Annotated in this window: 16 protein-coding genes; 9 read left to right on the top strand and 7 right to left on the bottom strand. The window is 35.5% G+C overall.

The window, feature by feature from the left end:
* Positions 1 to 84: 84 nt before the first annotated feature.
* The 3 genes from NSQ59_RS18840 to NSQ59_RS18830 form a co-directional block, all read right to left on the bottom strand.
* The gene (locus NSQ59_RS18840; RefSeq protein ID WP_055740801.1) at positions 85 to 576 is read right to left on the bottom strand and encodes a YajQ family cyclic di-GMP-binding protein; all 492 of its coding nucleotides are present in this window, start codon (positions 574 to 576) and stop codon (positions 85 to 87) included.
* 114 nt (positions 577 to 690) lie between these two features.
* Complete coding sequence (locus NSQ59_RS18835) at positions 691 to 822, bottom strand: DUF3941 domain-containing protein (protein ID WP_083489385.1); 132 nt, start codon at positions 820 to 822, stop codon at positions 691 to 693.
* 63 nt (positions 823 to 885) lie between these two features.
* Positions 886 to 1746 (bottom strand): DegV family protein, encoded by an 861-nt coding sequence (locus tag NSQ59_RS18830; RefSeq protein WP_126647997.1) that lies wholly within the window; start codon positions 1744 to 1746, stop codon positions 886 to 888.
* 126 nt (positions 1747 to 1872) lie between these two features.
* Here NSQ59_RS18830 and NSQ59_RS18825 point away from each other — a divergent pair, with 126 nt between their 5' ends.
* Entirely contained in the window at positions 1873 to 2727 is an 855-nt protein-coding gene (locus tag NSQ59_RS18825; RefSeq protein WP_340832412.1) for a YitT family protein, read from the top strand.
* Positions 2728 to 2788: 61 nt separating this feature from the next.
* On the top strand, positions 2789 to 3511 hold the full coding sequence (locus NSQ59_RS18820; RefSeq protein WP_055740798.1) for a BsuPI-related putative proteinase inhibitor: 723 nt from the start codon (positions 2789 to 2791) through the stop codon (positions 3509 to 3511).
* Positions 3512 to 3528: 17 nt separating this feature from the next.
* Here NSQ59_RS18820 and NSQ59_RS18815 read toward each other — a convergent pair whose 3' ends face one another.
* From NSQ59_RS18815 to NSQ59_RS18805, 3 genes are all read right to left on the bottom strand, one after another.
* Entirely contained in the window at positions 3529 to 3708 is a 180-nt protein-coding gene (locus NSQ59_RS18815; protein ID WP_055740797.1) for a DUF3813 domain-containing protein, read from the bottom strand.
* Positions 3708 to 3863 carry a hypothetical protein gene (locus NSQ59_RS18810; RefSeq protein ID WP_163258612.1) on the bottom strand — a complete coding sequence of 52 codons (156 nt, stop codon included), beginning with the start codon at positions 3861 to 3863 and terminating at the stop codon, positions 3708 to 3710. The genes NSQ59_RS18815 and NSQ59_RS18810 overlap by 1 nt, the downstream gene beginning before the upstream one ends.
* Before the next feature lie 103 nt (positions 3864 to 3966).
* The gene (locus tag NSQ59_RS18805) at positions 3967 to 4782 is read right to left on the bottom strand and encodes a Cof-type HAD-IIB family hydrolase (RefSeq protein WP_055740796.1); all 816 of its coding nucleotides are present in this window, start codon (positions 4780 to 4782) and stop codon (positions 3967 to 3969) included.
* 259 nt (positions 4783 to 5041) lie between these two features.
* Between NSQ59_RS18805 and NSQ59_RS18800 the strand changes: the two genes are divergently transcribed.
* From NSQ59_RS18800 to clpB, 4 genes are all read left to right on the top strand, one after another.
* Positions 5042 to 5809, top strand: coding sequence for an alpha/beta fold hydrolase (locus NSQ59_RS18800; protein WP_340832411.1), 768 nt, complete (start codon positions 5042 to 5044; stop codon positions 5807 to 5809).
* A gap of 70 nt (positions 5810 to 5879) precedes the next feature.
* Positions 5880 to 6188: a metal-sulfur cluster assembly factor gene (locus NSQ59_RS18795; protein ID WP_055740794.1), complete on the top strand. Its 309-nt coding sequence runs from the start codon at positions 5880 to 5882 to the stop codon at positions 6186 to 6188.
* A 232-nt stretch (positions 6189 to 6420) separates the two neighbouring features.
* Positions 6421 to 6600, top strand: a complete 180-nt coding sequence (locus tag NSQ59_RS18790) for a YjzC family protein (RefSeq protein ID WP_055740793.1) — start codon at positions 6421 to 6423, stop codon at positions 6598 to 6600.
* Positions 6601 to 6864: 264 nt separating this feature from the next.
* Positions 6865 to 9465 carry an ATP-dependent chaperone ClpB gene (gene clpB / locus NSQ59_RS18785; RefSeq protein ID WP_340832410.1) on the top strand — a complete coding sequence of 867 codons (2601 nt, stop codon included), beginning with the start codon at positions 6865 to 6867 and terminating at the stop codon, positions 9463 to 9465.
* A 23-nt stretch (positions 9466 to 9488) separates the two neighbouring features.
* On the opposite strand, the gene NSQ59_RS18780 is transcribed toward clpB, so the two are convergent.
* Positions 9489 to 9671, bottom strand: a complete 183-nt coding sequence (locus NSQ59_RS18780) for a YjzD family protein (RefSeq protein WP_055740791.1) — start codon at positions 9669 to 9671, stop codon at positions 9489 to 9491.
* Positions 9672 to 10002: 331 nt separating this feature from the next.
* Between NSQ59_RS18780 and NSQ59_RS18775 the strand changes: the two genes are divergently transcribed.
* The 3 genes from NSQ59_RS18775 to NSQ59_RS18765 all read left to right on the top strand — a co-directional run bounded on the left by NSQ59_RS18775 (position 10003) and on the right by NSQ59_RS18765 (position 12072).
* Positions 10003 to 10740, top strand: a complete 738-nt coding sequence (locus NSQ59_RS18775; protein WP_340832409.1) for a hydrolase — start codon at positions 10003 to 10005, stop codon at positions 10738 to 10740.
* A gap of 57 nt (positions 10741 to 10797) precedes the next feature.
* On the top strand, positions 10798 to 11583 hold the full coding sequence (locus tag NSQ59_RS18770; protein ID WP_340832408.1) for a hypothetical protein: 786 nt from the start codon (positions 10798 to 10800) through the stop codon (positions 11581 to 11583).
* A gap of 303 nt (positions 11584 to 11886) precedes the next feature.
* Entirely contained in the window at positions 11887 to 12072 is a 186-nt protein-coding gene (locus NSQ59_RS18765) for a ComZ family protein (RefSeq protein ID WP_055741274.1), read from the top strand.
* Positions 12073 to 12080 lie beyond the last annotated feature (8 nt).

Here is a 12080-nt window from a genome sequence, read left to right as displayed (position 1 = left end):
TGTAATCTTCCATTATTCTTTACATATAGGAAATAGTTATGAGTGAATTCTTGCATCAAAAAAACAGGTGGGACCCACCTGTTTCTATCGGTAATTTACAAACTGTACATCTATTGTTAAATCTGCTTCTCTTATTGCTGCAATAATTTTTTGCAAATCATCACGGCTTTTTCCAGTTACACGAACTTGGTCATCCTGTACTTGGCTTTTTACCTTAACTCCACTGTTTTTAATAATAGTATTAATCTTTTTGGCGTTTTCCTTATCAATGCCTTGAATCAGCTTTGCACGTTGTCTGACAGTTCCTCCTGAAGCATTTTCCACTTTCCCGTAATCCAGATTTTTCACGGGTACACCGCGTTTAATTAATTTGCTGAACAATACATCCTTTACTTGACCCAATTTGTACTCATCATCGGAAACTAGAACAAGTTCTTCTTTATCTAGTTTAATATCACTTTTACTTCCTTTAAAATCATAGCGTGTTTGGATTTCCTTCAACGCTTGCGTTATCGCATTTGTAACCTCCGAAAAATCAACTTGGGACACGATATCAAACGAGCTTTCTTTTGACATAATTAACCTCCACCGTTACGTAATATTAACAATATTATAGACAAACGAATGGAGGGAAACAACTTTTTTGCGGTAATCACGATAAATAAAAAAAGACAAGGAATGTTCCCTGTCTTACAAGTGATTGGTTTTCTTTGAATATTGGTGTTTTCCAGCCTTGCGATTTTTTTCTCGCATCATATTTTTTTCGTGTCTTAGAGCATTGTTGTCTTGTGCTTTTTTATCATTATCAGATGTATGCGACATGAGATGATTTCCCCCTTCAAATTGTACATCCTTAATATGACCAAGGCAGGAGAATTTTATGAGCTAACGGCGCTTATTCAAAAAGAAAACCGCTAATGTTCCAGGTCCAGCATGAGAGCCAACAGCAGACCCAATGATATTGATATAAAACTCTTTTACTCCAAAACGCTCTTCAATTAAATTCTTTAGGTTCAAAGCAGCTTCTTCATCATCCCCATGGCAAATTCCGATACATTGATCCTGTAGTCGCTCGCCTCTTTCCCCCATCAAATCAAGCATCCGCTGAAGTACTTTTTTCTTTCCTCTTAATTTTTCAAGTGGAATAAGCTTTCCGTCCTCCACATGAAGAAGCGGTTTAATATTTAAGAGTCCGCCTAAAAACGCGGAGGCTTTCGATAATCTTCCGCCCTTTGCGAGATAATCTAGATCATCTACTGTAAATAAATGCTCCATATGTTGGCTGTTAAAAATGGAAGCTTCAATAATTTGTTCTTTTGTTGCATTTGCCTTTAACATACTGGCAGCATTCTTTACAACGAGTCCATAGCCGACTGAAGCACACTTGGAATCAATGATCGTTAAATCTAAATCGGGGTACTCCTCTAATACTTGTCCACGCACCATTTCAGCTGTTTGGTAAGTTCCTGATAATGCAGAAGAAAAAGCAATGTATATCCCTGTTTGTTTTGATTTAGCAAGATCAGTAAATACCTGCTCAAATACCTCCGGTGATGGCTGGGAGGTTTTCGGAACCTTACCTGAACGAATTCCATCAAATATCTGTTTCGGATTAATAGTTTTAATATCTAGATATTCCTTGTCATCCATGTAAACATTGAGTGGAATTAAAGTCACATTATTTTCTTCAAAAAATTCGAGTGGTAAATCACATGCACTATCAGCAAACAACTTAATAGCTGTCATTTCATTTTCACCTAAGCTTTCGATTTATATTTCCTTTAATTTTATCTATTTTGCCTAAATTTCACAATCGTTTTGGTATGAACTTCCTCTAATTAGGTGAATAGTAAGAATGAGGAGGATTTTTTTATGAAAAAGGAACTTCTAATAGAACATGGTAAAAAAATAGTTGTCGTTCTAGTAGGTGCTATTTTAAATGCATTTGCCATGAACTATTTTTTAAAACCAGCAAATGTCTACTCCAGTGGGTTTAGTGGAGCTGCACAGCTTTTATCCAATATTTTTAACCAATATACTCCATTACATTTGTCGATGGGATTGCTTTTGTTAATATTAAATATTCCAGTTGCTATCCTTGGATGGCTAAAGGTCGGAAAGTTATTCACATTGTATAGCTTTGTGTCCGTCGTTTTAATGTCTGTCTTTTTAGAGATTATTCCCGTACATAAAGCTTCCGGAGATATTCTGTTGTATGCAGTATTTGGAGGCGTCCTGACTGCAATTGGTGTCGGAATCACATTAAAGTTCGGAGCATCGACAGGTGGCCTCGATATTATTGCTATGGTTTTATCAAGGATGAAAGATAAACCGGTTGGAATTTATTATTTTGCTTTAAATGCAGTCATTATTGTAACAGCGGGATATTTATACGGATGGGATAAAGCACTTTATACGCTTGTCTCATTATATGCATCGACAAGGGTTATTGATGCTATCCATACACGCCATCAAAAATTAACGGTCATGATTATTACGAAAATTCCTACAGAGATGAAGAAGGCCATCCATGCTAAGCTTGTGCGCGGAATTACATTAATTCCTGCTAAAGGAGCGTTTTCAAATGAGGATCGGGAAATGTTAATGATTGTCATTACTCGGTATGAATTATATGAGATGGAACATATCATTAAAGAGGTAGATCCAAATGCATTTACAAATGTTGTGCAAACAACGGCAGTTTACGGGTTTTTTAGGAAGGATTAATTTCGGAAGGATGGAACATACTATGTGGTGAGATTTTTCCATTTTTGGAAGGGAGATCACCATGAAAAAAATTCTTCGTTTTCTTTGTTTGATGATGTTAGTTTTACCTGAATTTGCGTATGCCACGGGGGAGGATAGTACTTCTATGGTATCATGGGATGCTAAACTAAAGGCCTATGCTGATCATTTGGAAATAAAATTAATTGTTCGGAATAATTCTGATAAGGATGTGAAATTGGAATTTCCGACAAGTAAGCTATACGATTTTTCTATAATGGACGGAAAGAGAGAAGTTTTTCGTTTAAGCAAAGGAAGGTTTTATTTACAAGCATTTCAATATGTAAATATACCAAGCGGAAAGGAAAAAGTCTGGACCATTAATTGGGATTATAAAAGCAATGGACAAAGAATTTCTTCCGGAAAATACACTTTAATAGCAGAATTATTGCCATCTAAAATAAACGGCATTCCTAAATCCACACAATATGTAACGAAACAAGAATTTACGGTGCCTTCTTTGCATGACATCCAAATCGAAGGCAGGGCTGGAAATTACACCATTAAGGGTGTATTAGAGGATTCTAATGAAAAATATTATTATACAGTTGATGATGGGCATCGAATTATATTGAAGAAAAAAGCCATACGAATTTCTGGGGATACAAACACATTTCAAATTACACTTCGTCTTCCACATGAAATTTTTGCACAGAACGAGTCACTGATTTTTTCCATCTTTAATTCAAAAGACGAACCGATTTTTATTCAAAATCTAAAAAAATAGCTGCCAAAAACCGGCAGCTATTTCAATTGTTCTAACTCATTTTGCATTTCACTTAATTGATTTTGCTCGGCAATGGTAGAATTTGCGAATGCGGAGGAAAGTGCATTCTTTGCCTTTTGCATCGCTTGTTCATCATTAGGAGATCCTTTTGCTCTTTCAACAAAAAACTTAGCTTGTTGAAATAACCTATTTGTCATTATTCGACTCCTCCTAATGAAGATTCCTTCATGAACTCTAGCTGACGTTCTTCTGCTTCAGCATATGTGGATCGGTATGGAAAGCGCTCATCATGCTTGGATACTGCATCTTTTCCTTGCTGAACAAAACGTTTCGATTTGTTTCTTTTACCCAAACGAAACACCGTCCTTCGCTAGAATTAAACGAATAAAGATCCGTTCTTTAAATAGTATGGATTTCACACCGCATTCAAATCAGGTAAAAAAATGGAATGATTGTTATTTAAGCTTGAAAAATTCTTCCAAAAATACAGAAACTCCGTCTTCCATATTGCTTGCAGTAACATGATTTGCTAAATCCTTAAGCGGCTTAATGGCATTGCCCATTGCGACGCCAATTCCCGCATATTCAATCATTTCAAAATCATTGTCCTCGTCACCAAAAGCAATAATATTCTCCTTAGGGATGTTGTAATAATTGGCAACTCTTTCAATGCCATTTGCTTTACTCAATCCGTATTTAACAATTTCAATAATATGCCAAGGTGCGCCCCAACGTCTATGGTCAATCACTTCAGCATGAACATCTGACAGAGTCGCGCGAATTTTTGGTACATCTTTTTCTTCAGCATGGATTAATAATGAAGTTGGATTATCCTGTAGGAAGGAAAGTAAATTTCCTGTTGTAACTTTTGGACTTTCATAATGGAATATTTCCAATAACTTTTCATCATGATAGTGCAAATAGACATGGTCCAGTACTTCCGCAATAATATTATGGATATTATATTGATGACAAGTGTCGACGATATCTTTTGCAATATCAATACCAATAGGTTGATGGTACATGCCCCAATCTGCTTCTAATGGATGATGAACAAATGCGCCATTAAAATTGACGATAGGGGATTTCAAGTTTAGTTCCTGATAATATCTTTTACTGGATCTAAATGGTCTCCCGGTTGAAATCATGACAATATGGCCTTGCTCCTGAAGCTTATTTATAGTGCGGGCATTTCTTTCCGAAATGTTTTTGTCATCTGTAAGAAGGGTGCCATCCAAATCTAAAGCAATTAAGTGCGGTCGTTGTGACATTTGATTTCTCCTTTGCTGATTCTTATCTTTGGGAAAATCCAAGTAAATTTGATAAACTGTCTTTGGGAAAGGCTCTTTTCTTAGTGCTGCATGTGTAGAATGAAACTCATTTTTTATAAGTGAATGCCTTTTTATGAAAAGATGCCCTAAACTAAATATACAATTTAGCCAATCGAAATATTAAAAAAATGTTTGTAGTTTCAATATACTAAATAATAGTAATAATTAGAAGGAATATGTGTCAGAAGGAGCCATCACTGTGATTCAAATACAAAAAGAAATGATAGAAGATATACCAGTTTTACATGTTGGGAAGGATCAGGTTTTTAAAGAAAAAGCCCCTCTTGTAATTTTTATTCATGGGTTTGAATCAGCAAAAGAGCATAATCTTCATTACGCCTATTTATTAGCTGAAAAAGGTTTTAGAGTAGTTTTACCTGAAATTTTGTTTCACGGTGAAAGACAGACAGAATCGTCTCAAATGGAAGTGTTGTTTAAATTTTGGGAGATTATTTTAAAAACAATCCATGAAATTAATGTAATTAAGAATTATTATGTGAAAAGCGGTAATACAGACGCAGATAGAATTGGACTAGTTGGAACGTCCATGGGCGGGATTATTACATCTGGTGCCTTAACAAAATACGATTGGATTAAAGCGGCAGTTATTTTAATGGGAAGTCCAAATTACGAGGCATTTGCTCTTGAACAAATTCAAAAATTAAAGAATAACGGCATCAAAATTCCACTGACCGATAAGGAATTGCAGGACCAAATATCCGCTTTGGAGGAATATGATTTAAGTAAACATTTAGAATTAATTAAGATGCGTCCTATTTTATTCTGGCATGGTGTAAAAGATAACATGGTTCCTTACCAGCCTACATATGATTTTTATAAAACGATTCAATATTTGTATGCTGAAGCTCCAGAACGATTAGAGTTCATAACAGATAAGAATTCAGGGCATAAGGTTTCTAGAAATGGCTTGTTGAAAACAGTGGATTGGTTTGAAAGATGGCTTTAAAGATGTTTAATTTCTTTTTTTACGTCAAGTTTGCTATGATATGATTAAAGATATGAAGGAGTGAATTAGAATGGATGAGGAACTAAGAGAAAGTATTCTTGGTGCTTTAGAACAAGTAATTGACCCCGAGCTTGGAATAGACATTGTCAATCTTGGGCTTGTATATGATTTAGATTTAGATGATTCTGGGAAATGTACAGTTACTATGACATTAACTGCAATGGGATGCCCGCTAGCTGGTGTTATAGTTGACCAGGTTCAAACGGCACTGCGGGATTTACCTGAAGTGAAGGAAACAGAAGTGAACATTGTCTGGAATCCGCCATGGTCAAAAGACCGCTTGTCTCGTTATGCAAAAATCGCTTTAGGCATTAGCTAAGCCCTTTTCTTAATTTGAAAACTTAAAATAACAGCCTTTTTTGGGTTAAAAATAAATAAAATTTATTCAAAACGATGCCCTTGTAATCAATTCGGTTTAGGATTTATTACAAATGAAGAAGGCAAAAACAATGAAAAAAACTGCATAAGCTAAAATGGAAAAAACATACGCTTATGTCCCTTCTGAAATGATGCAAAATAGTATTGACGCTACTTTAAGGAGGGAAAACCGTATGGGACAACGACGCCGATTTCATTCCGGAGATAAAGCTCCTAATAACGGAGTGTATGTGGAAGTTGGAGAAAATGGCAGTATGGTGATTAATCCGAAAAGTATCAGACTAAAAGCGGGAGATCATTTCCCGGAAACCTCAAATGATGAGCGTCATTGGACATATAAGCGCAAACCTTAAGCCATCCTGATTTGGATGGCTTTTTGTATGGACTGATGTGTTTGACTGAATTATTTTGAGTAGTGCTTGAATTATTCGGAGAAGTGCCTGAATTAATTATATTTCACATAATAAACGAATAATTTTCCGGAAACAATTTGTGAGGTTATTGAAACATTATTGATAATCCATATGTAAAACACATAAGCAACCTACAATTTTGCTCTTTGGTAATATATAGCATAAAATAAACTTATCATTATTCACACTTGGGGTGATGAAAAAGTGGATATAAATAAAATGACATTTTCCGTACAGGAAGGCTTGGCGGAAGCCCAACAAATTACCAACAATATGCAGAATCCGGAGGTAGATATCGTCCATTTATGGAAAGCACTAACTGAAAAACCGGATAGCTTGTTGGTTAGTATTTATGAGAGAGCAGGCATCGCCAAACAGGATTTGGAAGCCTTAATAGATGAGATAATAAAGAAAAAACCAAATGTGTCCGGCACTAGTACCGGAGGGCAATATCTTTCATCCAATTTACAAAAGCTATTTTTAGATGCCGAAAAGGAAGCAAAACAATTAGAGGATGAGTATCTTTCCGTAGAACATTTAATTCTTGGATTAACGAACCAACAGCATAATGAGATATCCAGTTTTTTAATAAAAAAACAAATAACGAGAGATAAATTACTTTCGGAAATCATGCAAATAAGGGGGAATCAAAAGGTGACATCACAAAATCCGGAAAGCTCGTATGATGTTTTGAAAAAATATGGACGAGATTTAGTAGCTGCTGTTAAAGAGGGAAAAATTGACCCTGTAATAGGAAGAGATAGTGAAATACGCAATGTAATCCGAATCTTATCAAGGAAAACGAAAAATAATCCTGTTTTAATTGGCGAGCCTGGTGTCGGAAAAACTGCGATTGTTGAAGGTTTAGCCCAACGTATTGTTAGAAAGGATGTACCGGAAGGGTTAAAGGATAAATCGATTTTTGCCTTAGATATGGGATCTTTAATTGCTGGAGCTAAATTCCGAGGTGAATTTGAGGAGAGACTGAAAGCAGTTCTTCAGGAAATAAAAAAGAGTGAAGGCCGTATTCTTTTATTCATTGATGAATTACATACCATTGTTGGAGCTGGTAAAACGGAAGGTGCGATGGACGCAGGGAATATGTTGAAACCGATGCTTGCAAGGGGAGAACTTCATTGTATTGGTGCGACGACCCTAGATGAATATCGCAAGTATATTGAAAAAGACCCGGCCTTGGAAAGAAGATTTCAACAAGTACTGGTACAGGAGCCAACGGTGGAAGATACTGTTTCTATTTTACGCGGGCTTAAGGAACGGTTCGAAATTCATCACGGTGTAAATATTCATGATCGTGCTTTAGTTGCGGCAGCAACATTATCCAATCGCTATATCACCGATCGCTTTTTGCCAGATAAAGCGATTGATCTTGTTGACGAGGCATGCGCAACGATACGGGTAGAAATAGACTCAATGCCTAGCGAATTAGATGAGGTAACAAGACGTGTGATGCAGTTGGAAATTGAAGAAGCTGCACTGAAGAAGGAATCTGATGAAGCGAGTAAGGAACGTTTAGCAATTTTGCAAAAAGAATTGGCGGATTTCAAAGAAAAAGCGGATGCGATGAAAGCGAAATGGCAAGCTGAAAAAACTGAATTGTCAACAATTCAGGAAAAACGCGAACAACTTGAAAAACTGAGGAGACAACTGGAGGAAGCAGAGAACGATTACGATTTAAATAAAGCGGCTGAATTACGTCATGGGAAAATACCAGCAGTAGAGAAAGAACTGAAGGAGTTAGAGGGTACACTTGCAGAGCATAAAGGAGAAAATAAGCTTTTACGTGAGGAAGTCACGGAAGAAGAAATTGCTGACATCGTTGCCAGGTGGACGGGAATACCGGTTTCCAAATTAGTGGAAGGGGAAAGAGAGAAACTTTTGAAGCTAGAAAGTATCTTACATGAGCGAGTCATTGGACAGGATGAGGCAGTTCGTGCTGTGAGCGATGCAGTGTTGAGAGCTAGAGCTGGGATTAAAGATCCAAATCGGCCAATAGGTTCCTTTATTTTCCTCGGACCTACGGGTGTTGGAAAAACAGAGTTGGCAAAAGCATTGGCACAAGTGCTATTTGATAGCGAAGAGCAAATGATTCGAATCGATATGTCGGAATATATGGAGAAGCATGCTGTATCCAGACTAATTGGGGCGCCTCCAGGATATGTAGGTTATGAGGAAGGCGGCCAATTAACGGAGGCAGTTAGAAGGAAACCTTATTCCGTTATTTTGATGGATGAAATTGAGAAGGCACATCCGGAAGTATTTAATATTTTATTGCAGGCATTAGATGATGGGCGAATTACCGATTCTCAAGGAAGAACGGTCGATTTTAAAAATACCGTAATCATTATGACATCCAACATCGGATCCGCCTTCCTGTTGGAAAGAGAAAATAACGAAAATGAAATTGATGAGGGAACGAAAGAAAAGGTATTAAAACAACTTCGTGCGTCCTTCCGACCTGAGTTCTTAAATAGAATCGATGATATTATATTATTTAAGCCACTGAACATGAAAGATATTAAAGGAATAGTTTCGAAGCTAGTCGATGAACTTCAAAAGAGATTGAGCGATCAATATATAAATCTTGAAATGACAGATGAAGCAAAAGGCTGGATCGCAACTTCTGCATATGATCCAGTCTATGGTGCCCGTCCATTAAAACGATTCATTCAACAACAAATCGAAACAAAATTAGCTAGGGAAATTATTGCAGGTCATGTTCATCCCCACAATACAATTGAGATAGGATTAAATAATAATCAAATAAAGGTTTTCATAAAAAAATAACCTCGCGATTGCGAGGTTATTTTTTACTCTTCTGTAGCAGGTGAATTAGGAATAACAGATGACAGGATAAAAATCATAACTGTTACGACTACGCTTAAAATCGACATAGTACCAATAGAATATTGAGTATCAGTCATTGCACTTCCTACATATCCTAACATTTGTACAAGTAGAAATGTCCAGAACAAAGTCCAAAAATATTTCATCTATAACACCTCAAATCTGCTGTAATTTATGTATATGAAAAATATTATTATCCGCTTACATCTTATCATAGCTTCTCATTTTTAGAAAGTGAAAATTCTAGGAAGTTTTAAGCTTAATATTTCATGAGTTTGCCCTTTGTCTAACACCATTGGCTATCTTCCAGAGGATGAGCAAGGCGCTTTTCTTTTCTTATTTTCTGCCCAATTATGGAATAATTGGGCTTTTCTCCTTACATTTTTTAATCGCTGGGAATACATTGTATTGAAATATGACAAATGCCTTAGAGGAAAAGAGGCAATGTTTTGTATTTACTTTTAAGGAGAAATCTTTATGTTTAATGAAACATTTCAATTCGAACAAGAGTGGTGTATGATTCACTATCCCGAAAAACCAAATGGTTTTGCTATTTTCATTATTGGTGACACTCAGCATTATGTGAATGATGAAACGAGTTTTTGGTTAGAAAACAAAGGCAGGGAAATGATGATAAGTGCATTTACAAACGAAGGATATTTGGTTTACTATTCCAATCTTTTTGGACGTAATTGGGGAAATGATATTGCAGTAAAACATGCTTTTCGATTATATCAATATATAATTCGTCAAGAAATATTAAATAATAAGATTCATGTTTTAGGGGAGGGAATGGGAGCATTGGCGGCAATTAAGCTAATTCCGTTTTTAAAGGAGAATATAAGGTCCCTTGTATTAATCTCTCCTTGTGTATCATTAGAAGCGCATATGAATCAAGAGCAAAGAGGAAAGTTTTTTTATAAAAAGTTGCTCAGAGAAGTACAATTTGCCTTTCAACAACAAGGAGAAGGAAATCCGGAAGAGTGGCAAGAAGATATTACAACTAATCTAGTCGAAATGAAGAAAGGCTTGTGTATTTTTCAAAGGATTGATAATAACAGCTATAAAAGTCAAACAGAACGATTAAAGGAAATAATGGAGCAACGAAATAGGAATCATTCTCCATCAACATTCCATTTTGTTTTATCTGATCAGCAAATGAATATGACGAATAAATTGATTTCTTTTCTAAAAGAACAAGAAAACGACTTGTAAATATTCATGAAATAAATATGTGTGCATACGATACATGTATATGAAAGGGGGAACAGGATGGAAAGTACAATCGTTTGTGGTGCAATGCATTTTGTCGGATTTGAAATTTGTAAGGAACTATTAAATCGCGGATGCAGTGTTATTGCGATAGATAATGAAGAGCAGGCAGAAAGATTTCATTTGGAAAAATGGTTGGAAATCGGGAGAAATGCTAATTTAATGCGACTATCAATAGAAGAAATAAGGGATGAAATAGATTCTGAGACAGTTTGTTTTATCCCTTTTATTGATTTTCTACGGTCTTCTGAAAAAATGAATGATTTACTAAATACTGTTGAAAATCTAATTCAAATGGAAAACATTACAGAATATCACATCATTTATCCAAGTCAATATTATCATTCATTTTCAGATATGGATAAAAGTAAATTGCATACAATTTTTCAAAAAAACAATAGAATAAAAAAAGTGGTAGAATATTATGCTCCGACTTTATATGGTCCGTGGCAGCCTAATACTTATTTATTTCAGCAATTGATTGAAGGGAAACCGACAGATGATTATTTAGATGATCAGCGGGATGCTATTTTTATTGAGGATGCTGTAAAAGAAATTGTAGGCAATACGAAAGCAACTGAACATGGGCAAAGCTTATTGCTGAGAAATGTGCAATCTGATACTTGGCGGAATTGTATCCTTTTTCTAAATGAATCCTTTTCAATGCCCGATGAAAAAAAAATGATCGATAATAGTGATATACAAATAATAAATGTTAAAGAACAGCGTTCCTATCAAGAAGGATTAATCATGCAAATGGAGTGTTTTAAACGATTTTATGAATGACACTTCCCAATTTGTGCTTTCAAGGGTAGAATAAAGTGGAAATCTAACCATTCATTCTGATAGAATTTGTAGGTGGAAATTTCTTATTTTTACTTCGGCATAATATTTAGGAAATTAATTTTTTGGACATGGTGAGAATATGTTGCAACATAAATAACTGGCAATATTGTGTGCATATTCATTTGGTCAGCTTATAATGAAATGCAAACAAAAATAAAGCTTATAACAAATGCCGTTAAAAGCTTGAAAAGGGTATTAAAAAGGGAAAACTTCCAAAAGATATGGCAGGAGGAAAAAGCTCAGATGAACCAAGATAAATCATTGGAATTTATGCAAATAGCAATGAAATATTTGCCTGAAGCAAAAGCAAAACTTGATGAAGCGGGAATTGAATTATCCTTTGAAATGTTGTCTCCTTTTATGGAACTATTTACAAATGTCATGAATGAAGCGTATGAATTAGGAAAAAAGGATGCATTAGAGGAATAGTGAAAAAG

This window comes from Margalitia sp. FSL K6-0131, assembly GCF_038008735.1.
GTDB lineage: Bacteria > Bacillota > Bacilli > Bacillales > Bacillaceae_C > Margalitia > Margalitia shackletonii.
Note: the sequence above shows the minus strand (reverse complement) of the source record. Positions and strands in the feature narration are given on the sequence as shown.